The organism is Mesorhizobium sp. M1A.F.Ca.IN.020.03.2.1, assembly GCF_004023205.1.
Lineage (GTDB): Bacteria > Pseudomonadota > Alphaproteobacteria > Rhizobiales > Rhizobiaceae > Mesorhizobium.
In genome coordinates, this window is record NZ_RZSV01000092.1 from 1 (window position 1) to 21,156 (window position 21,156).

The 21,156-nt window shown below is 64.5% G+C and carries 20 protein-coding genes; 7 read left to right on the top strand and 13 right to left on the bottom strand.

Translation table 11 applies throughout. The features are described from left to right. The coding region (locus EOA79_RS16385) for a TOBE domain-containing protein (protein ID WP_127217274.1) at nucleotides 1-299 on the top strand (299 nt) is incomplete at its 5' end. A 33-nt stretch (nucleotides 300-332) separates the two neighbouring features. Here EOA79_RS16385 and EOA79_RS16390 read toward each other — a convergent pair. Continuing rightward, complete coding sequence (locus tag EOA79_RS16390) at nucleotides 333-764, bottom strand: DUF4437 domain-containing protein (RefSeq protein ID WP_095800605.1); 432 nt, start codon at nucleotides 762-764, stop codon at nucleotides 333-335. A 110-nt stretch (nucleotides 765-874) separates the two neighbouring features. Next, a complete protein-coding gene (locus EOA79_RS16395; protein ID WP_067318977.1) occupies nucleotides 875-1,840 on the bottom strand; it encodes an AraC family transcriptional regulator in 966 nt (321 codons plus the stop codon). 137 nt (nucleotides 1,841-1,977) lie between these two features. Here EOA79_RS16395 and EOA79_RS16400 point away from each other — a divergent pair, with 137 nt between their 5' ends. Further along, nucleotides 1,978-3,192: an MFS transporter gene (locus EOA79_RS16400; protein WP_095823533.1), complete on the top strand. Its 1,215-nt coding sequence runs from the start codon at nucleotides 1,978-1,980 to the stop codon at nucleotides 3,190-3,192. Between the two features lie 61 nt (nucleotides 3,193-3,253). On the opposite strand, the gene EOA79_RS16405 is transcribed toward EOA79_RS16400, so the two are convergent. After that, the gene (locus tag EOA79_RS16405) at nucleotides 3,254-3,601 is read right to left on the bottom strand and encodes a GFA family protein (RefSeq protein WP_095823532.1); all 348 of its coding nucleotides are present in this window, start codon (nucleotides 3,599-3,601) and stop codon (nucleotides 3,254-3,256) included. 112 nt (nucleotides 3,602-3,713) lie between these two features. On the opposite strand from EOA79_RS16405, the gene EOA79_RS16410 reads away from it, so the two are divergent. Next, on the top strand, nucleotides 3,714-5,009 hold the full coding sequence (locus EOA79_RS16410) for an amidase (RefSeq protein ID WP_128293104.1): 1,296 nt from the start codon (nucleotides 3,714-3,716) through the stop codon (nucleotides 5,007-5,009). An 18-nt stretch (nucleotides 5,010-5,027) separates the two neighbouring features. Here the strand turns inward: EOA79_RS16410 and EOA79_RS16415 are convergent, their stop codons facing one another. From EOA79_RS16415 to EOA79_RS16430, 4 genes are read right to left on the bottom strand one after another with little or no spacing between them, the layout of a single operon-like run. Further along, nucleotides 5,028-6,005, bottom strand: a complete 978-nt coding sequence (locus EOA79_RS16415; protein WP_095823530.1) for a hydroxyacid dehydrogenase — start codon at nucleotides 6,003-6,005, stop codon at nucleotides 5,028-5,030. Between the two features lie 5 nt (nucleotides 6,006-6,010). Next, on the bottom strand, nucleotides 6,011-6,727 hold the full coding sequence (locus EOA79_RS16420) for a FadR/GntR family transcriptional regulator (RefSeq protein ID WP_067318961.1): 717 nt from the start codon (nucleotides 6,725-6,727) through the stop codon (nucleotides 6,011-6,013). 2 nt (nucleotides 6,728-6,729) lie between these two features. Continuing rightward, nucleotides 6,730-7,899 (bottom strand): mandelate racemase/muconate lactonizing enzyme family protein, encoded by a 1,170-nt coding sequence (locus EOA79_RS16425; protein ID WP_095800600.1) that lies wholly within the window; start codon nucleotides 7,897-7,899, stop codon nucleotides 6,730-6,732. A 59-nt stretch (nucleotides 7,900-7,958) separates the two neighbouring features. Further along, entirely contained in the window at nucleotides 7,959-8,846 is an 888-nt protein-coding gene (locus tag EOA79_RS16430) for a sugar phosphate isomerase/epimerase (RefSeq protein WP_066989944.1), read from the bottom strand. A gap of 400 nt (nucleotides 8,847-9,246) precedes the next feature. Between EOA79_RS16430 and EOA79_RS16435 the strand changes: the two genes are divergently transcribed. From EOA79_RS16435 to EOA79_RS16445, 3 genes are all read left to right on the top strand, one after another. After that, the gene (locus EOA79_RS16435) at nucleotides 9,247-10,302 is read left to right on the top strand and encodes a sugar phosphate isomerase/epimerase (RefSeq protein WP_127335361.1); all 1,056 of its coding nucleotides are present in this window, start codon (nucleotides 9,247-9,249) and stop codon (nucleotides 10,300-10,302) included. A 154-nt stretch (nucleotides 10,303-10,456) separates the two neighbouring features. Continuing rightward, nucleotides 10,457-11,644, top strand: a complete 1,188-nt coding sequence (locus EOA79_RS16440) for a Gfo/Idh/MocA family oxidoreductase (protein ID WP_095823601.1) — start codon at nucleotides 10,457-10,459, stop codon at nucleotides 11,642-11,644. Between the two features lie 85 nt (nucleotides 11,645-11,729). Further along, nucleotides 11,730-12,581 carry a sugar phosphate isomerase/epimerase gene (locus EOA79_RS16445; RefSeq protein ID WP_095823529.1) on the top strand — a complete coding sequence of 284 codons (852 nt, stop codon included), beginning with the start codon at nucleotides 11,730-11,732 and terminating at the stop codon, nucleotides 12,579-12,581. A gap of 472 nt (nucleotides 12,582-13,053) precedes the next feature. Here EOA79_RS16445 and EOA79_RS16455 read toward each other — a convergent pair whose 3' ends face one another. The 6 genes from EOA79_RS16455 to EOA79_RS16480 all read right to left on the bottom strand — a co-directional run bounded on the left by EOA79_RS16455 (nucleotide 13,054) and on the right by EOA79_RS16480 (nucleotide 20,543). Further along, entirely contained in the window at nucleotides 13,054-14,070 is a 1,017-nt protein-coding gene (locus EOA79_RS16455; RefSeq protein WP_095823528.1) for a zinc-binding alcohol dehydrogenase family protein, read from the bottom strand. Nucleotides 14,071-14,138: 68 nt separating this feature from the next. Then, nucleotides 14,139-15,104, bottom strand: a complete 966-nt coding sequence (locus tag EOA79_RS16460; RefSeq protein WP_067004136.1) for an ABC transporter permease — start codon at nucleotides 15,102-15,104, stop codon at nucleotides 14,139-14,141. Next, nucleotides 15,101-16,654 (bottom strand): sugar ABC transporter ATP-binding protein, encoded by a 1,554-nt coding sequence (locus EOA79_RS16465; protein ID WP_095823527.1) that lies wholly within the window; start codon nucleotides 16,652-16,654, stop codon nucleotides 15,101-15,103. Before EOA79_RS16465 ends, EOA79_RS16460 begins: the two co-directional genes overlap by 4 nt. A 154-nt stretch (nucleotides 16,655-16,808) precedes the next feature. Continuing rightward, complete coding sequence (locus tag EOA79_RS16470; protein ID WP_095823526.1) at nucleotides 16,809-17,804, bottom strand: ABC transporter substrate-binding protein; 996 nt, start codon at nucleotides 17,802-17,804, stop codon at nucleotides 16,809-16,811. Between the two features lie 191 nt (nucleotides 17,805-17,995). Further along, nucleotides 17,996-18,994 (bottom strand): aldo/keto reductase, encoded by a 999-nt coding sequence (locus tag EOA79_RS16475; RefSeq protein WP_095823525.1) that lies wholly within the window; start codon nucleotides 18,992-18,994, stop codon nucleotides 17,996-17,998. A 43-nt stretch (nucleotides 18,995-19,037) separates the two neighbouring features. Beyond that, nucleotides 19,038-20,543: an altronate dehydratase family protein gene (locus tag EOA79_RS16480; RefSeq protein WP_095823524.1), complete on the bottom strand. Its 1,506-nt coding sequence runs from the start codon at nucleotides 20,541-20,543 to the stop codon at nucleotides 19,038-19,040. Nucleotides 20,544-20,791: 248 nt separating this feature from the next. On the opposite strand from EOA79_RS16480, the gene EOA79_RS16485 reads away from it, so the two are divergent. Next, the coding region (locus EOA79_RS16485; RefSeq protein ID WP_128293106.1) for a GntR family transcriptional regulator at nucleotides 20,792-21,156 on the top strand (365 nt) is incomplete at its 3' end.

The following is a 21,156-nucleotide window of genomic DNA, read 5'->3' on the forward strand; positions in this document are numbered from 1 at the left end:
GGGCTTCTTGGGGGCTAAAGACGGGGGGCGCGACCGACGGTCGCCCGCTCGTCTTCGGCATCCGTCCGGAGGACGTCTATCTGGAAGGCGGCGCGCCGGTCGAGGCTAAGGTCCACGATGTCGAGAACCACGGCGTCGAGAAGATCGTGACGCTGAGGGTCGGCGACACGATGCTGAGAGCCACCGTGCCGGCGAGAACCGCCGTCGAAATCGAGCAGCCGGTCCGCTTTGCCTGGAACGCGGACAAGGTGGTGCTGTTCGATAAGGGCAGCGGGGTGAGCCTGCGGCACGCCGGATAGCGGGCGGACCGGCCGATTGCTGTCGGCTTGCACTTACTTCGGCAGATAGGTCTCGTAGGGCGTGTCGTTGATCAGCAGGATCACGCATTCGGTGTCGGACAGGCAGGCATCGTCATGCATCTCGTTGGCTTTCTGGGTCCAGTAGGAGCCCGGCGGCAACTCGACCCTGGTCGCCTCGCCGCCCTGGATCTGCCAATGCGCCCAGAGCCCCTTGATGACCACGGCGCGATAGTCGGCGGTGTGCGCGTGGACCGGTGCGCGCCAGTTCCCGGGAACTTTGAGCAGCGTGCCGGCCGCGCCCTCGGTCCGCGAGCCCCATAGCGGGCCGAGGCGCTGCGGCTGGTCCGGCGCTTCGACGACATAAGGGATCTTGTCGGCCGTCAGATAGCTGTCTTCAAGGCCGAATGCCTGCCCCGGAGAGATGGTGAGCGCGGCGAGCGCAAGCGCTGCGAGTTGATTAGCCATGAGCGGTTCCTCCTCGGCTCAGCTTAGGCAATCCCTGTCGGTGAAGAATGACGCGTCGTCCAAAAGACTTGGCAATTCCTCCAGCGTGGTAGCGTCCTGAACGCCGGCTGTCAGGATTGCTCGCCGCCGCCATTGCGCAGATGGCTCGGCGCGACACCCATCACCCGCTTGAAGGCGCGGCTGAAGGAAGCTTCCGAATCGTAGCCCAGTTTCGCCGCCACGACAGACACCCGCATGCCGTCGCGGGCGAGCCATTGCCGCGCCTGATGCATGCGCACGCGCAGCACATATTTGGCCGGCGTCTCGCCGACCACGGTGGCGAAGCGCTGCGCGAAGGCGGAGCGAGACGCGCCCATCAATCGGGCCAGGGCCCCGACCGTCCAATCCCGGTCGGGCTGCAGATGAATAGCGGCGAGCACCTTGCCGACGTCAGGATTGCGCACCGCGGCGATCCATCCGGTCGCGTCGCCGCAGCCGTTCTCTACCCAGGAGCGGATGATTGTGGCGGCGAGCACGTCAGCCAGGCGGGCGAGAATGCCGCCCGAGCCGACCCGGTCCATCGTCACCTCGCCAGCCATCGCATCGAGCAGATGCTGGATGCCCGGCGCGTTCGCCATCAGCTTATGCGCCTGCATCAGGTCGGGCATCATGTCGAGCAGCGGATGCGAGCCGTCGAGATTGAAATGCATGCTGCCGCAAAACAGCAAGGTCTTGCAGCCGTCGCAGCCGTTGGAGACGTCATAGATGTTCTCGCAGACCGGCTCGATCGTGTAGCGGCCGATCGGCACGGGCGGAACGCCCGGCGCGCTCGCCAGCACATGCTCATCGCCACGCGGGATCAAGAGCGCGTCGCCGACAGAGAGCTCGATCCATTCCTTGGCCGGTGAGAACAGCCAGCAGCCCTGTTGGCCGATGAAATGGAACCGCGCCGCCTTCTGCGCGGGGAAGGAAACGGCCCACGGTTCGCCCAGCACGCAGCGGCCATAGTCGACGCCGTCGAGCCGCAATCCGCGCAGCATGTCGGTCAGCGGATCGCCGGACGCCGGGAATGTGGTTTTGGACGAATTGTAATTCATTCCGGCGTTTCTAGCATGGAAACTCCAGCCGGTCACTCCCTATGTTGCACTGCAGCGTCGCGCGCCAGGCCTGCAACGGGTGGATCCCGAACTGGCGGTCTTCCAAATGGCGCCGCAAAACAGATCGGAGATTTCCCATGACCGAACCCGCCACAGGCGTCATCGATGCCGCTGTTCTCGATAGAACCGAAGCCGAGGAGCGAAGCGAGCCTGTATGGGGCGCGGTGGTCTCGCTGGCGCTCGGCGTGTTTGGGTTGGTGACCGCCGAATTTCTGCCCGCTAGCCTGCTGACGCGGCTGGCGCAGGATCTCGGCGTCAGCGAAGGCGCCGCCGGCCAGGCCGTGACGGCGACGGCCGTCGTCGGCGCGATCGCAGCACCCACGATGGCCATCGTCACCAAGCGGCTGGACCGCAGGCTGGTCATGTGGCTGCTCACCTTGCTTCTGATCGTCTCCAACCTGCTTGCCGCCTTCGCCTCCTCGCTCACAATGCTGCTTCTTGCCCGCGTGGTGCTGGGCGTCGCGCTCGGCGGCTTCTGGTCGATGTCGGCCGCCATGGCGATGCGACTGGTGCCGATGCGGCTGATGCCGCGCGCAATGTCGATCATCCTGACCGGCGTATCGGTGGCGACCGTCACCGCGGCGCCGGTCGGCGCCTATGTCGGCGACATCTGGGGCTGGCGTACGGCCTTCATGATCGCGGCGGTCGTCGGCGCGCTGACGCTGCTCGTACAGCTTGCCACCATCCCCAGCCTGCCGCCGACGGCCGTGGCGAGCTTTCGCACGCTGATCGAGGTACTGAAGCGGCGGACGATCCGCATCGCCCTGCTGGTCGTGCTGCTCGTCGCCTCGGGACAGTTTGCCGGCTTCACCTATGTGCGGCCATTCCTGGAGACGGTGCCGGTCATGCCGATCGAGACCATCTCGCTGGTTCTGCTCGCCTATGGCATCGGCGGCTTCTTCGGCAATTTCGCCGGCGCTTTCCTGGCCGAGCGCAATCTGAAGCTTGCGGTCGGACTGGCGCCGCTGCTGATCGCGCTGTCGGCGCTTGCCATGCTCACCATCGGCGCTTCACCGGTGATTGCGGCAATCGCAGTTGCGGCATGGGGCTTTGCCTTCGGCGCGGTGCCGGTCGGGCTGCAGACTTGGCTGGTGCGCGCCGCTCCCGACCAGGCCGAGAGCGCCGGCGGCCTGATGGTCGCGACGTTCCAGGTGGCGATCGCGCTGGGCGCAGTCTTCGGCGGCCTGCTGGTCGACCATGCCGGCGTCGCCAGCGCATTCGGCTACGGTGCCATGGCAACGCTGCTCGCAGCGCTGGTGACTTTCGCCGTCGGGCCGAAACAGGCTGAATAACCTTGGACGCCGACAAGCCAGCCGGTACGGCCGGCTTGTCGGCAGGGCGATGCAGTCTGGGCTAAGCCGAGCGGCCGTCGAACTCGAAAACCTCGATAGCGGCGAGATCGATGCCGTCGAGGCAATTGATGTTGATGTAGGCGCTGCGCTCGCTGCCTTGACTGACATCCTCGGCGAAGGGATGGATGCCGCAGGTCCGGCAGAAGCGATGCGCGATCGAGCCCTTGCCGAAGGTGTATTTGCCGAGGTCGTCGCCCCAGGCAACCAGGCGCATGCTGGCGTGTGGCACGGCCCAGAGCAGCGCCCCCTTGCGCGCGCAGATCGAGCAGTTGCAGCGCACCGCGCCGCCGAGCTCGCCTGCGACCTCGAAAGCCACCTTGCCGCAGTGGCAACTGCCTTTGTACAGCATCAGTCTCTTCCTATCGCTGGCAGGTGCAAAGGCACCCTTGCCGGGTTATCCATCCGCTAGCCAAATTGGCTGCCTTAAAAGACGTTGCATCCTTGCGGAGTCCGACATCGACATGCAATCCGTGCGCGACCGTCTCGAAATCATCCTGTCACGTCTTGCCAATCGCGCGGCTGACGAAAAGGTCTACGTCAAGCAGTATGCGCAGGCGGCGCTCGCCGCAGCGGATGCAGCCGACGCGCGGCAAAGAGCCGGGGTCTGCCTCGGGCCGCTCGATGGCGTGGTCGTGTCGATCAAGGATCTGTTCGATGTCGCCGGCGAGCCGACCCGGGCAGGCTCGGCGATGCTCGCCGGTGCTCAGCCCGCCGCGCAGGACGCGGCGATCGTGCGCCGGCTGCGCCAGGCGGGCGCAGTGATCCTCGGCAAGACCAACATGACCGAATTCGCCTTCACCGCGATCGGCGACAACCTGCACTACGGCACACCGGGCAATGCGGCGGATGCCAGCCTGATCCCGGGCGGTTCTTCATCGGGCGCCGGCGTTGCGGTGGGCGAAGGCAGCAGCCAGATCTCGATCGGCTCGGACACGGGCGGCTCGGTTCGCATCCCGGCCTCGCTCAACGGCGTCGTCGGCTTCAAGCCGACGGCCCGGCGCGTGCCTTTGGACGGCGCCTTTCCGTTGTCGGCGACACTGGATTCGATCGGGCCGCTCGCCCGCAGCGTCGGTGATTGCGCGGTTGCCGACGCGATCATGGCGGGGGGGGAGCCGATGGCGCTTCATCCGATCCCGCTCGCCGGTCTGCGCATCGGTGTTCCGCGCGGCCGGCTCTTTGATGACACGCAAGCCGACGTCGCCGCGGCCTTTGAGGCGTGCACCAGCCAGATGGAGCGGGCAGGGGCGCGCGTTGCCGATCTATCGATCGATGACCTCATTGGCGGGATGCGCGCGGCGACCATGCGCGCCTCGATCGCGTCGATGGAGGGTGCGGAGGTGCATGCCGACTGGCTGGCGACCGGGGCCTCGGTGCCCGTCGACCCACATGTCAGCGGGCCTTTGTCGCGCGCGCGGACGGTTCCCGCTTCCGCCTATATCAGGACAATCCGTCGCCGGGCGGAACTGGTCGCGGCCATGACGGAACGGCTGCAAGCGGTCGACGCGCTTGCTCTGCCGACCGTGCCGATGGTCGCGCCGTCGATCGTGGCGATGGCCGGCGACGAAGCGCTACGCGACAGGACGGAAGGCTTGCTCCTGCGCAACACGCAGGTCGCCAACCAGTTCGATCTCTGTGCAATCTCGCTGCCGATGCCGGGCACCAAGCTGCCGGCCGGGCTGATGCTGGTGGCGAGGCATGGGCACGACCGACGTCTGCTCGGAATTGCTGCCGCGGTGGAGGCTTTGCTGAGCGGTTGAGGTGGTGCAGCGGCGCAATCAGTCGGCCGGAAAGCGCCGACGGTAACGCTCGATCACTTCCGGATTCCGCAGGTTGACCGGCAGCTTGTCGGCAAGCACCAGCAAGGCCTCGTTCGCAGCGCCGACGCCCATGCGCATCATCGATTCCTCGGTGATGCCGGCCATATGCGGAGTGATGATGACGTTGTCGAAGCTGAAATAGGGATGGCTCGGCGGCAGCGGCTGGGTCGCAAAGACGTCGAGCGCCGCACCGCCGATACGGCCTTTTCGCAGCGCTTCAATCAGCGCCTCGTCATCGACCACCGGCCCGCGCGAGACATTGATCAACAGCGCATTGGGCTTCATGCGGGCGATGCGCTCGCGGCTGATCAGGCCGCGCGTCTCCTCGGTCAGCGGGCAGCAGAGCACGATGATGTCGCTCTGCTCGACCAGCGCGTCTATCGACAGGAAACCGACGCGCTCGGGCGCCGGGCGCAGGCTGCGCGTCGTCGCCACGACCTTGAGGTCGAAGCCGTGCGCGGCGATGTGGCCGACGGCCTGGCCGACGGCGCCGAGGCCGACAATGCCGATCGTCTTGCCGGCGAGCTCGCTGGTTGAATTGGCGTGCTCGCGCCCGGCGAGCCAGCCCTTGGCGCGCAGGTCGCGATCCATGATGCGGAAGCGCCTGAGCAGCGCCAGCGCCGTGAACACCACATGTTCGGCCACTGAGCGGGCATTGACGGCCGGCACGTTCGCCACCAGCACGCCGGCGGCGGTGGCCGCCTCGACCGGGATCATGTCCAGTCCCGCGCCATGGCGGATCGCGGCGCGCAACAGGGACGCGCCTGCGAACAGCTCCGGCGGCAGCGGCGCTCGGACGATGACGATGTCGGCGTCTTTCGCCTCGGCAGCCAGCGTTTTTGCATCGAGCGCGGAGGCGACGACCAGCCGGCCGGCTCCCGCCAGCATGCCTGTCGCGCGCGGATGTAGCGGGTGCGTCGACAGGATCTTGCGCATGAAGCTCAGGCCCTTTCGAGCGCCGCGCTTTTCGGCTCGGTCCAGCGACCTTCGATGATCCCCTTCCAGTAGCTCTCGGCCCCTTGCAGGTGCGCACTCATCAGCGCCTGGGCGAGGTTGCCGTCGCGGCGCAACAGCGCCTCGTAGATCTGGATGTGTTCGGCATGCGAGCGCATGCTGCGCTCCAGATCGTTGAAATAGATCGGCAGGCGCTGCTCGCCCATCAGGTAGTAGACGCTGCAGATGTTGTGAAAGACGCCGTTCTTGGTCGCTCGCACGATCTCGAGGTGGAACTCGCGGTCTTCCTTGGCGAGGCCTTCGCCGGCGGCGATGCGCTCCTCGGAAGCCTTCAGGATCTCGCGCAGCCGCTCGAAATTCTCCTCGGTGGCGCGTGAGCAGGCAAGCTCGGCCGCCTTGATCTCGTGGATCTTGCGCAGCTCGACGGTCTCGTAGATCTGCACCGGATCCAGCGGCAGGCCCGCGCGGGCGAAAAGCGCTAACGCTTCCACGCTCGCCTGCTTGGTATCGATATAGATGCCGGACTTGGCGCGGCGCTCGACGATGCGCATCGCTTCGAGGATGGCAAGCGCCTCGCGGATCTGGCCGCGGCTGACGGCGAAATGCTCCGCCAGCTCGCGCTCCGACGGCGTGCGGCCCGACTCCTTGTCCGAGTTGGAGAACAGATAGGCGGCGAGTTCCGCAAGAAGGTTCTTTTCTTTCATCGTCAAATGCGTAGCGCGTGCGCCTCCAGGAATCGCTCCGAAACGGTGAAACCCAATCCGGGCTTTTCAGGGATCGCTATCATACCGTCCTTTGCTTCGACAGTCTCCTCGACGAGATCGTGGATCATCGGATTGGCGCCCAGCGAATACTCGACGATGAAGGTCGCGGGGGAAGCCGCGCAGACATGCAGTCCGGCGAAGAAGCAGGGCGCGCCGGCCCACAGATGCGGCGCGAAGCGCAGGTTGAAGGCGCTGGCGATGGTGCCGATCTTCATCGCCTCGCTGATGCCGCCGCAGAAGGCGGGATCAGGCTGGAAGATGTCGGCCGATTTCAGCACGGCCAGATCGCGAAAGGCATAGCGGGTCGCCTCGCTCTCGCCGGTGGCGATCGGGGTCGAACCGGACGCGCGCACCTCGGCCATACCGTGCTTGTCGTCGGCGATCACCGGCTCCTCGAACCAAGCCAGATCGAGATCGGCGGTGAGGCTGATGAAGCGCTTGGCCTCGGCGACGGTGTAGGTGCCGTGCGCGTCCACCATCAGTTCGACGTCAGGACCGATCGCTTCCCTGGCGGCGCGGACGCGCGCGGCCGAGATATGCGGGGCGCCGTCCATGGCGCCGATGCGCATCTTCAGCGCCTTGAAACCGCCTTTGGCGATATAGGATTTGAGCTGGTCGCCGATGGTATCGGCTGGCGCCCAGCCGCCCGAGGCATAGGCCTGCATGCGCTCGACCTTGCGGCCGCCGAGCAGCCGCCAGACCGGCTGCCCCAGCGACTTGCCGAGGATGTCCCAAAGCGCGATGTCGACCGCGCTGATCGCCGCCACGCTCATGCCGCGCCGCGCCAGCTGGGGCATGGCATGGCCGGCATGGGCCGCCGTGTGGTGTCGCACGCCGTTGTAGAGCATCTCCCAGATGATGCCGATATCGGCCGGATCACGGCCGATGAGCTGCGGCGCAATTTCGTGGTTCAGCATGTGGACCAGCGCGCCATAGCTGCCGGCGCTGCCGGCGGCGTTCTTGCCCTCGCCCCAGCCGACCAGGCCGTCGTCGGTCTCGACGCGCAGGATGGCGGCGTCGAACGTCGTCACCTGACCGAAGTCGCTGCGATGCTGCTTTGCGACTTCGATCGGTATACGAACCCACCAGGCCTGGACGCTTTTTATACGCATCTTGATCCCCGGCCCGCCGCCCGGCCAGGACGGTAGGGCTAAGCTCCAAATCGGACCGTCTACTTGATCAGCGGCAGCAGCGTTTCGGCGGTGATGCGCATCTGATCGGTGTAGAACTTCTCGGTGAGCACGCTGGAGCCGTGATCCTGGATGAATTTGAGTTGCTCGGGCGAGATGTCGACCGGGTTGCGCTCCACCATCTCCGGATAGGGGGCGGCCGGCGTGCGGTCGACCGGCGCGACGAACTCGTTGGTCAGCGCGCCGTCATAGCCGATCTCCTTCAGCGTGCCGACGATCTTCGGCCAGTCGATCTGGCCGAGACCCGCGGCGAAGCGGTTGTTGTCGGCGACATGGAAGTCGTAGAGGCGCTTGCCGACCTGGCGGATGGCGTCATAGACGTTAAATTCCTCCATATGGATGTGGTAGGCGTCGAGGCAGACGCCGCATTCCGGGCTCACCGCATCCGCGAGCGCGAGCGCCTGGGCACCACGATTGAAGAGGTAGGTCTCGAAGCGGTTGAGCGGCTCGACGGCGATCTTGACGCCGACCTTCTTGGCATGCGCGAAGCATTCGCGCGTGGCGTCCACCACCCAGCCCCACTCTTCCGCCTCCGTGCCGTCGGGCACCACCTTGCCGACGGTGGCGGGAACCAGCGTGATGATCTCGCCGTCAAGCTCGCTGACCATGGTCAGCACGTCTTTGACATATTGTACCGATCGCTCGCGCTGGCCCTGGTTCTTGGCGGCAAGGTTGCGTTCGCCCAGCATCAGCGTCACCGAACCCCAGCAACGTATGCCGTGCTCCTTCAGGAGCGCGCGCGTTTCCTTGGTTTTGTACTGCTCGGGCTCACCGGAAATCTCGATCGACTCATAGCCGAACTTCTTGATGCGCTTCAGCGTCACCTCCAGCGGCTCCGCCCGCATCCAGTTGTGCGTCGAAAGATGCATGGTCTGTCCTTCCCAGAATTCGCCTGTCACGTTTTTCGCGACGTTCTCCACCGAGCCCGTCGCATGATCTCCTCCCCACGGCGTTCCAGTGTTTTTTCTCGAAACTGGTTCGACCAATTGGGCCTGACAGAACCTCTACAGCAAATTCACAGTAACGGCAAGGAGACCACCTAGTGGGCTCAACTCATCAGTCAATGCTTTGATTTGAATAGATTAAGATCCCTTTCGGCAATCGTGCGGATCGCATTCCAGCTGTTTCTGGCCGCTTGACCAAACAGCCGTATTTGGTAATACCAGAATGCCGCTGCTTGTCGGCGCCGAGACGAACGGTCGAAGAGGCTAGCCCTCGCTTCAATCGGCGCTATGCTTGGTCCATGAAAACGAGAGAGGGAGGATGCCGATGTCGACGACGATGAAGGGTCCCGGCCTGTTTCTGGCGCAGTTCGCGGGCGACGCCGCGCCGTTCAATTCGCTGGCTTCGATCACCAAATGGGCGGCCGGGCTCGGCTACAAGGGCGTACAGATCCCGACCTGGGACGGACGCCTGTTCGATCTGAAAAAGGCGGCGTCATCGAAAACCTATTGCGACGAGGTCAAGGGCATCTGCACTGAAGCCGGCGTCGAGATTACCGAACTGTCGACGCACCTGCAGGGGCAGTTGGTGGCGGTGCATCCGGCTTACGACGCGCAGTTCGACGGGTTTGCGCCACCCGAGGTGCACAACAATCCGAAGGCCCGGCAGAAATGGGCGGTCGAGCAGATGGAATTCGGCGCCAAAGCATCGAAGAATCTCGGCCTCCAGGCGTCGGTAAGCTTCAGCGGCGCGCTCGCCTTCCCGTACCTCTATCCGTGGCCACAGCGGCCGCCTGGGCTGATCGAGGAAGCGTTTGCCGAGCTTGGCAAGCGCTGGAAGCCGATCCTCGACGTCTATGATGAGAACGGCGTCGATATCGGCTACGAGATCCATCCAGGCGAGGACGTGTTCGACGGCGCGACCTTCGAGATGTTCCTCGACGCGGTCGGCGGCCACAAGCGTTGCAACATCAACTACGACCCGTCGCACTTCCTGTTGCAGCAGCTCGACTATCTCGAGTTCATCGACATCTACCACGAGCGGATCAAGGCCTTCCACGTCAAGGATGCCGAGTTCAACCCGACGGGGCGGCAAGGCGTCTATTCGGGCTATCAGGGCTGGGTGAACCGGGCCGGGCGTTTCCGTTCCCTCGGCGACGGGCAGGTCGATTTCAGCGGCATCTTCTCCAAGCTCACCCAGTACAACTACGATTCCTGGGCGGTGCTCGAATGGGAATGCTGCCTCAAGCATCCCGAGGACGGCGCGGCCGAAGGCGCACCCTTCATCCAGCATCATATCATCCGGGTCACCGAAAGGGCCTTTGATGATTTCGCCGGCGGCACCAGCGACAAGAGGCTGCTGCGCGCGATGATGGGGATTTAGCACCTTTATCCTCCCCCTCGAGGGGAGAGTGGCCCAAAGGGCCGGGCTGGGTCGGTTTCATGCCGAGATCCACGCCCGGCGACCCCACCCGATCCGCTGTGCGGATCGACCTCCCCTCAAGGGGGAGCTAACCAACATGAGGGAGAACGAAAGCATGGTCGGCGCATCGAAATCGGAAACGGGAGGCGGCCCGATCCGCTACGGCATGGTCGGCGGCGGGCAGGGCGCTTTCATCGGCGCGGTGCACCGGATTGCGGCGCGCATGGACAACGACTTCGTGCTGGTGGCCGGCGCGCTGTCGTCGGACCCGGCGCGCGCGAAGGCCTCGGCCGAAGAACTCGGGCTCGATCCGTCACGCAGCTACGGCTCCTATGCCGAGATGGCCAAGGCCGAAGCCAAACGCCCCGACGGCATCGAGGCAGTGGCGATCGTCACGCCCAACAATGTGCATGTGCCGGCGGCCAAAGCCTTCCTGGAGGCGGGTATCCACGTCATCTGCGACAAGCCGCTCGCGACCTCGCTCGCCGAGGCGAAGAAGCTTGCCGCACTGGTCGAGAAGGCTGGAAAGGTGTTCGTGCTCACCCACAACTACACAGCCTATCCGATGGTGCGGCAGGCGCGCGAGATGGTGGCCAAGGGCATGCTCGGCGACATCCGCATCGTGCAGTCGGAATATCCGCAGGACTGGCTGACCGAAGACCTCGCTGCGACCGGTCAGAAGCAGGCCTCATGGCGCTCCGACCCCAAGCAGGCCGGCGCCGGCGGCGCGCTCGGCGACATTGGCACGCACGCCTACAACCTCGCCCGCTTCGTCTCGGGGCTCGAGCTGGATTCCCTTTCGGCCGACCTCGACGCCTTCGTGCCGGGACGCCAGCTCGACGACAACGTCAATGTGCTGTTGCGCTTCAAGCCGGTCGGCAACAAGCATCCGGCCAAGGGCATGATCTGGGCGAGCCAGGTGGCGCCCGGCCACGAGAACGGGCTGAAGCTGCGCATCTACGGCTCGAAGGGCGGGCTCGAATGGGTCCAGGCCGACCCGAACTATCTTTGGTACACGCCCTTCGGCCAGCCGAAGCAGTTGCTGACCCGGGCGGGCGCCGGCGCGATGCCGGTAGCGGCGCGTGTCAGCCGCGTGCCCTCCGGCCATCCGGAGGGCTATCTCGAAGGCTTCGCCAATATCTACCAGGAAGCGGCCCGCGCCATCCGCGCGGCGCGCAAGAAAGGCGGCAAGCTGGCCAAGGATGTCGCCTTCCCGACGATTGAGGACGGCGTCGAAGGCATGGCCTTCATAGAGGCGTGCGTGAAGTCGTCGAAGAAGAACGGGGCGTGGACGAGGCTATAAAGGCGGGCTCGGCGCCGGCGCGGGCCGGATGAGGGGGAGTGTGGCCCGCTAGCGCAAGTGGTTGGCCGCCAGAGGAGGGGTGTCGATGAAAATCGGCATGTGCATGTTCTTATGGACGACGAGCGTCTCGAAAAGGCACGAGGTGCTGCTGAAGGACATCAAGGCAACCGGCTTCGACGGCGTCGAGATACCGGTCTTTGCGGGCGAACCGAATGACTACAGGAAGCTCGGCGAGATGCTCGACCGCATCGGACTGGAGCGCACCGCGGTCTCGGCGATGGGCGATCCGGCGATGAACCTGATCTCTCCGGATGCAGCGACGCGCAAGGCCGGCATCGACTACATGAAATCGGCGATCGACTGCAGCGCCGCGCTCGGCGCGAACAAGCTGAGCGGCCCGCTGCATTCGACGCTTGGCGCCTTTTCCGGCAGCGGCCCGACAGCGACCGAGAAGAAGCGCTCGGTCGCCTCGCAGCGCGCCATTGGCGATCATGCCGGCAAGAGGGGCGTCACCATCGGGCTCGAAGCGCTCAACCGCTTCGAGTGTTATCTGGTCAACACGATGGACGACCTGTCCGAGCATATCGACGCGATTGACCGGCCGCACATCAAGGCGATGTACGACACTTTTCACGCCAATATCGAGGAGGCCGACCCGATCGGCGCCTATACGCGCAATCGCCGGAACGTCGTCCACATCCACATCTCGGAAAACGACCGCGGCGTGCCGGGGCGCGGCAACATCCCCTGGAAGGAAACTTTCGCGGCGATCCGCAAGAGCGGCTATGACGATTGGCTTACGATCGAGTCGTTCGGCCGATCACTGAAGGATCTGGCGGCTGCGACCAAGGTGTGGCGGGATTTCGCAGAGAGCCCGGAGGCAGTTTATCGCGAAGGGTATCGGCATATCAGAGATGGGTGGAAGGCTGCCGCTTAAACGCCCTCTCCATTCGTCATCCACGGGCGGAGCGGGAGCGAAGCGGACGCCGAGACCCGAGGATCCATTCCGTGACGTCGACGCTCCGCCACGATGCAATTCTGCACCGGCTGCATTCTACGGCTTAGGGAACGGCATTACTGTGTTCATGCGAAGGCTGTTTTGTCATCGAATGATGGCATTGAGGACGACCAGGAGCTTCCTTGCAGCGGCGATGATGGCCAGTTCTTGGACCCTGAGCGGGCTGCGAGGTTTGTGCGGCATCGAGACGATCGGTCTTGGCGCGCCGTCTTGTCGACTTCGCATAGTGGTGGGTGTGTGCCGGGTTGTGCGGCGAGAACGGCACGCCGGACTTGGCCAGCGCATGGCGCAACAACCGCTCATGGACGCCAGTCGCCTCCGACTAGCCTTCGACATCCGTCATCAAGGGCGACAACCCCTGAGTCGTCATCCACGGGCGGGTCGGGCCTCCCTATCCGACCTCGATAACCGCTTTGATCAACCCGGATTTTTCGTGCGCCCAGCGCGCTAGATCGCGCGGCGTATCGGCAAGGGTCGTGCGGTGGGTGACGAGTTTCTCCAGCGGCACGGCGCCGTTGCGGATCGAGGCGGCGACATGGTCGAAGTCTGCTCTGAGCGCATTGCGGCTGCCGACCAGCGTCATCTCGCGCTTGTGAAACTCGGGATCGGAGAAGGTGATGTCGTCCTTGACGACGCTGACCAGCACCAGCGCTCCGCCATGCGCGACATGGGTGAACGCGGACTGCACCGACTGCGTGTTGCCGGTGGCGTCGAACACAAGGTCGAAGCCTTCGCCGTCGGACGCCTGCCGCACCAGATCGGCAGCCGGCGCTTTCGAGCCGTCGAGTGCGGCAAAGCCGAGCTCGCTTTCGGCGAAATCGAGCCGTTCGGTGCTCATGTCGAGCAGGCTGACATCGAGGCCGGCGATGCGGGCGAACAGTGCCGTGCCAAGGCCGATCGGACCGGCGCCGATGACCAGCGTGCGCTGGCCGGGCGCACTCAGCGAGCGCCGCACGGCGTGTGCGCCGATGGCCAGGAATTCGACGGCGGCGGCATCGGCCAGCGATAGGCCATTTGCTGGATAAAGGTTTTGCGCCGGCACCAGGATCTCGTCGCACATGGCGCCGTCGCGATGGACGCCAAGCACCTCGATCTGCACGCAGCAGTTCGGCTTGCCGTGCCGGCAGGCAACGCATTTGCCGCAGGCGAGATAGGGGTTGATGATCACCGGCTCGCCGATGGCAAGCTCGACGCCTTCACCTCGCTCGACGACCGTGCCCGAGACCTCGTGGCCCATGATGCGCGGATAGGCGAGGAACGGGTGCTTGCCTTCGAAGATGTGATAGTCGGTGCCGCAGATGCCGACATGGCTGACTGCGATGCGCGCCCAGCCGGGCGGCGGCGCGCCGGGTTCGGCGCGGTCTTCGAGAACAAGGTCGCCAGGCGAGCGGCAGACGACGGCTTTCATGCGCTGATCCAGTGTTTAAGGGGCGTCGGCCCCGCTCGATCGGGGCCGGCGCGTCATTTCAGGAACGATTACTTGCCGCGACGGCGCAGGCCGTCGAAGTAGACGATGACGATGATCAGCAGGCCGGTGATGACGCGCTGCCAGAAGGTGTTGACGTTGAGCAGGTTGGCGCCGTTGTTGATCGTCGAAAGAATGAAGGAGCCGATCAGCGGTCCATGCACCGAGCCGATGGCGCCGAACAGCGAGGTGCCGCCGATCACCGACGAGGCGATAGCCTGCAGCTCATAGGTGTCGCCCTGGGTCGGGTTGCCGATGCCGATGCGCGAGGCAAGCAGCACACCCACGAAAGCCGCGAGCAGGCCGGACAGGATATAGGCCATGAAGATGGTGCGCGGCACGTTCACGCCGGAAAGGCGCGCGGCCTCCGCATTGGAGCCGACCGAGAATAAATAGCGGCCCCAGCGCGTGTGGTGCAGGAACACGTAGGACGGTATGGCGACCAGGATCACCATCCAGAACAGATAGGGGATGCCGAGCAGCGAGCCGCGCGAGAAGGCCTGGAAAGGGTCGCTGTTGATCGAGATCGAATTGCCGTTGGTCATCAAGAGGCCGATGCCGCGCAGCGACGTCATCGTGGCCAGGGTGATGATGAAGGGCGGCAGGCCCATCTTGACGATGCCGAAGCCGTGGAACAGGCCGATGGCGACCCCGGCGAGCAAAGTAATGAGCACAGCCGCCCAGATCGGCCAGCCGGCATTGATCAGAAGCGCCACGATGACGGTGGTGAAGCCGACCACGGCACCGACCGAGAGATCGATGCCGCCGGTGATGATGACGAAGGTCTGGCCGACCGCGAGGATGGCGATCAGCGAACCCTGACGCAAAAGATTGGTGATGTTGAGCGTCGTGGCGAAGGAGGGTGTGGCGACCGCCAGCACGATCCACATCAAAAGCAACAAGCCGAGCAGCGTCAGCCCGAACAAGGCGTTGTAGTTGCGCTTCGGCTTTTCGGCGGGGATCGCCTCGGTGCTCATTTTCGTCCTCCCGTCTTTTCTTGTTTCTCGGCCAGCGCTTGGCCCAAAATGTCCTCATGGCTGGCGGTGCGGAAGCCATGCGTCGCAACCAGCTTGCCGCGGCGGAACACATGCAGCGTGTCGGCGAGCTCGTAGACTTCCGGAAGGTAGGACGAGATCAGGATGATACCGGCGCCCTTGGACAGAAGCGTCGAGAACAGCCGGTAAATCTCGGCCTTGGTACCGACATCGACGCCGACCGTCGGCTCGTCGAAGATGAACAGCTTGGCGCCATGCGCCAGCCATTTGCCGATGACGATCTTCTGCTGGTTGCCGCCCGACAGGCTGGAGGCCAGCGCATGGCGCGTCGGCGTCTTGATCCTGAGATCGGCTATCTGGCGATCGGCCTCGGCCTTCTCGCGCGAGCCTGAGATCAGAAGATTGCTCGAGATGCGCTTGTAGATCGGCAGGTTGAGATTCGTGCCGACCGGCAGGTTGAGGCAAAGGCCTTGGTCGCGGCGGCTTTCGGGGGCGAGGGCCATGCCGAGCCTTATCGCGTCATGCTCGGAGTTGACTTGCACCTCCTTGCCTTGCCACAGGATCTGACCGGCCGACTTCCTGTGGCGGCCGTAAAGCGTGGTGACGAACTCGCTGCGGCCGGCTCCGATCAAGCCGTAAAGTCCGACGATCTCGCCCGTGCGGACAGTCACCGAGATGTTCTCGAAACCCTTGCCGGAGAGATTCCGCGTCTCGACGATCGTCGCGCCCGGCGTGAAATGCTCCTTGTGGTAGATCTGCTCGATCGAGCGGTTGATCATCAGCTTGACCAGTTCCGGCTCGCTGGTCTCGGCTATGTTGCGGGTGCCGACGAGCGTGCCGTCGCGCAGCACCGAAACGCGATCGGCAAGCTCGAACACCTCCTCCATGCGGTGGCTGATATAGATGATGGTGACGCCTTCGCCCTTTAGCCGGCGGATCAGCTTGAACAACTGGTCGGCCTCCTTGCGGGTCAAGTAGGCGGTCGGCTCGTCGAAGATGAGGAACTTTGTCCCGCGTACCGTGGCGCGGGCGGCGGCGATCAGCTGCTGCTGGCCGATGGTGAGGTCGCCCAGCATGACATGCGCAGGCAGGTCGAAGCCGAGCCCATCGATGATCTTCTGCGCTTCTTTCACCATGGCGCGCTGCTGCAACAGACCGAAGCGGGAATTCTCCTCGCCGAGGAACATGTTGGCGGCGACGGTGAGGTGGCGGCAAAGCACGACCTCCTGGTGGACGGCATTGATGCCGAGCGCCATCGCCTCGTGCGGCGTGGCCAGCGCCTCGGGTTTACCTTCCCAGACGACTTCGCCGGAGGTGCGCGGCATGACGCCGGTTAAAAGCTTTATCAGCGTCGATTTGCCGGCGCCGTTCTCGCCGACGATGGCGTGGATCTCGCCCGACTTGAAGGCAAGGTCCACCGGCTTCAGCGCATGCGTGCCGGGATAGCGCTTTTCCAGGCCTTTCAACTCGAGGATGGTCCTGCCCGGTTTCAGCGTGGGGGGCGGGTGCAGTTCCTGCGCCGTCGACGTCATGACAATCCTCCCAGATTGATCCAACCGTTGGATACGCAGCGATGCGTCTGGCGCGCATCTAGAAGGCAGAGCCTAAAGCAAGCCGGCGGATTTCCAAGCTGTCCGCCGCGATGTTTCCGGGGCGGCGAAGCCCCGGAAACGAATGTCGCGAAGATCAGTTGAGCTTCGGGTTGAGCAGCGCGTCGATCTTCGGATCCTTCATGTTGTCCTTGGTGACGAGATTGGCGCCGGTGTCGACATTGGCCTCGACCTTCTCGCCCTTCGAGGCGGCTAAGGCGGTCTTGATGCCGTCGTAGCCCATCCGGTACGGATCCTGGACGACGAGGCCGGAGATGACGCCGTCGTTGAGGAACTTGATCAGCTTCTCGTCGCTATCGAAACCGATCAGCGCCACCTTGCCGGCGAGGTTGTTCTCGGCGATCGCCTGGCCAACGCCCTGCGCCATGATCAGGTTCGAGGCGAAGATGCCCTTGAGGTCCGGATTGGCGGTGATCAGGTCGGTCGCGATGTTGAGGCCGGTGGTGGCCTGACCGTCGGCATATTTGTCGGCGACCAGTTCGAGGCCGGGATATTTCGCCTTGAGCTGTTCCTTGAACCCTTGCGCGCGCTGCTCGAGCGAGCCGGCGCCGGGCAGCGCGGTGATCAGCGCAACCTTGCCCTCGACCTTGCCGCCATTGGCGGCGCCGATCGCGGCGGCGAGACCGTCAGCCGCGACACGGCCGCCCTGGACGTTGTCGGTGGTGAGGAAAGAGGTGAAGGCCTTGGATTCGGCGCTGGAATCGATGCCGATGACCTTGACCTTGGTCGCCGCCTCGTCGATCGGCTTGCCGAGCGCCTTGGCTTCGGTCGGCGCGATCACGATCGCGGCCGGATTGCCGGCCACGGCGTTCTCGAGGATCGAGATCTGACCGTTGACGTCGGTTTCGGCCTGGGCGCCGAGTTCCGGCACGTTGATGCCGAGATCCTTGCCGGCCTTGCGGGCGCCGGCCAGCACGATTTGCCAGTAGAACGAAGTCGTGTCCTTGACGATGATCGGGATGGTCACGTCTGCCGCCGAGACGGGTGCCGGATGCATCGCACCGGCGAGCATTGAGGCGGCGGCTACAGCCACGAAGGCGCGGCGGTTGAGAAGGCTGGTTACGAATTTCATTAGGTTCCTCCCTAAAGTCGCCCGGTGAAGGTTCGGAAGCTCCACTTGGATAGGCGCGAGCCAAACAGAACTTTATCAATAAAAAACATTTGCCGGATTTTGATAGTGCATTGCCCGGATCGATGCAAGCGGTGTCTCATGCCATTTTCGTGACGAGTGGCAGCTGATCGGTCTGCCGGGTCCTCCGCATCTCAGCCAAGCTGCTGGACGATCGTATAAGGATCGTATTTGGCAAATTCCGCCGCCGCCACCTTGATATCCAGCAGTTCGAGATTGCGCGTCAGATTCGCGGGCTTGGCGGTGCCGGTCAGCACCGAGGCAACGACAGGCTCGTGCAGAGGGAATTGGAACGCGGCAGCGGCCAGCGGATAGCCACCTCCGATGGCGATGCGCTCCATTGCGCTGACGCGGTCGAGAACATCCTTGCTCGCCGGCAGATAATCGAAATGCGCGCCATGCACCGGTCCCGTCGCCAATATGCCCGAGTTGAAGACGCCGCCGATGATCAGCGAGGTCCGCCGCTCGCGGCAAAGCGGCAGCAGGTCGGCCTCGGCGCTGCGATCAAGCAGCGAATAGCGGCTGGCGAGCAGGATGCAGTCGAGCGGCGCGCGGCGAAGCACGTCAAGGCAGATCTGGACCTCGTTGACGCCAAGGCCGTAGGCGGAAATCGTGCCGGACGATTTCAGCTCCTCCAGCGCCTTCAGCCCGCCATCCATCAGCTGACGGAAATGCAGCTTCGTCTTCTCGACGCCATGCGTGTAGACGCCGATGTCGTGGACGAACAGGATGTCGATCTTGTTGAGGCCGAGCCGCGCGTAGGAAAAATCCACCGAGCGCATGATGCCGTCATAGGAATAGTCGTAGTCGAGCGCGAAGGGTAGCGGATCGACATAGGAGTGATCGGGAACCTGGTCCTCCGGCACCGGCCGGAACAGGCGGCCGACCTTGGTCGAGAGCACATAGGAGGAGCGCGGCTTCTCACGCAGGAAATCGCCTGTGCGCCGCTCCGACAGGCCGAAGCCGTAGAAGGGCGCGGTGTCGAAGTAACGCAGCCCGCCGTCCCAGGCCGCTTGCAGCGTTTCCATTGCGGGCTCGCGCGGACAGGCGCGATAAAGGCCGCCGATGGCGGCGCCGCCGAAGCTGACTTCGGTGACTTCGAGCGCGGTCGCGCCGATCCGGCGTTTGTTCATCAAAGCCTCCCTTTGCCGTTCGACCGGCGGTCGTTTCGACTATTTAGAGCGTCGCGCCGAGATGCCAGGGCACGAACTCGTTGTCGCCGTAGCCGAACGCCTCGCTCTTGGTCTTGCGTCCGGACGCCGTCTCGATGATCAGCTCGAAGATCTCGCGGCCCATGCCGGCGATCGTCTTCTCGCCGGAAGCGATGACACCGCAATTGACGTCCATGTCCTCTTCCATCTGGTGGTACATGGTCGAGTTCGTGGCGACCTTGATCGACGGCGTCGGACGGCAGCCGAAGCAGGAGCCGCGGCCGGTGGTGAAGACGATGACATTGGCGCCGCCGGCCACCTGGCCGGTGGCCGAGACCGGATCGTAGCCGGGCGTGTCCATGAACACCAAGCCGCTGCCGCTGACCTTCTCGGCGTAACCGAAGACGCCGTTGAGCGGCGTCTGACCGCCCTTGGCAACAGCACCCAGCGATTTCTCCAGGATCGTGGTCAGGCCGCCGCGCTTGTTGCCCGGCGAGGGATTGTTGTCGATCGAGGCGCCGTGCTTGGCTGTATGGTCCTCCCACCATTTCACAAAGCCGTCGAGCTTGGCTGCGATCTCGGGCGAGGCGGCGCGATAGGCAAGCAGATGCTCGGCGCCGTAGATCTCGGTCGTCTCGGACAGGATGCCGATGCCGCCGCAGCCGGCCAGAATATCGACCGCCGCCCCCAGCGCCGGATTGGCGGTGATGCCGGACATGCCGTCCGAGCCGCCGCATTGCAGGCCGACGACGATCTCGCTGACCGGGATCGGTTCGCGCTGCAACTGGCCGACCTCCTCGGCGATCTCGGCCAGCACGCCCATCGCCCGCTCGACGGATTTGCGCGAGCCGCCGGCCTCCTGGATGTTGAAGTGCCGCTTTCCCGCCGCGACGCCCTTTTGGCCATAAAGGGTGAGCTGGTTGACCTCGCAGCCCAGACCGACCATCAGCACGCCGCCGAAATTCGGGTGGCGTGCATAGCCGGCCAGCGTGCGGTGCAGCACCATCATTCCGTCGCCGGTGGCGCTCATGCCGCAGCCCTGGCCGTGGACGATCGGCACGAAACCGTCGATGCCGGGATATTTCGGCAAAAGCGTGCGATTGGCCTCGTCGGCGATCGCATGGCAGACGGTGGACGAGCAATTGACGCTGGCGATGATGCCGATGAAGTTGCGCGTTCCGGCGCGACCATCGGCGCGGCGATAGCCCATGAAGGTGCGCTTGCGGTCCGCTTCGGTGGCGTGCTCGGCCTCGCTCGGCGGCACCACCGGCAAGCGGCCGCTCTCGAACACCAGATTGTGCGAGTGGACGTGCTCGCCCGGCGCAATGGCTTGAGTGGCGCGGCCGATCGCCTGCGCATATTTCACCACCGCTTCGCCCGCCGCGATCGGCTTGATTGCCACCTTGTGCCCTGGGTCGATCGCCGCCACCGCAACCGCGCCGCCGGGCAGCTCCGCACCGATCTCGATGCGGCCATTGGCGACCGCGACATTGTCGGCGGGGGAAAGAAGAATGGTGCTTGCGGCGTTCACGGGCGGCTGTCCTGGGTAAACCTGGGAGTGTGGGCGGATTGACATGCGCCCGTTTGAGGATAATGTCTTTTATCGTGAAAAAACATTTTTGCGTCAATTGTTTTTTCATCGCGCGCCGCGCCCTTGGGTGCGTGGCCGCCCGTTAGATAAAGCCGGCGAAATTCGTTCCGCATTTCGGAGGCTTGCGCTAGGAACACCGATCATATTGCGCTTCCGGCCGGCCGCCGCAAGCGTTGGGGATACGGGGCATGTCGAAGAGCAACAACGTCTATAAGGACGCCTTCAACCGCGGACTGCGACTGCTCGACGAAACCAGGAGCCTGCCGTCCGAGCCCGAGCTCGGAACGCTGCTCGGCGTCAGCCGCACCACGGTGCGCAGCATTCTTTCGCGCATGGAAGAAACCGGGCTGATCGCCTGGAACAAGCGCAACAAAACGGTGCTGCGGGCGCCGAAGGCGGAAGATTTCTTCCCCGAGGAAGAGACCGACTCGCTGGCCGAGATCATCGAGCGCTCCTTCATGCGCCGGCTGCTCGCCGGCGGCGCGGAAGCAGGCATGCAGATCAACGAGCTCGAGCTGGCGCGCGAGATCGGCGTCGGCACCACCAGCGTGCG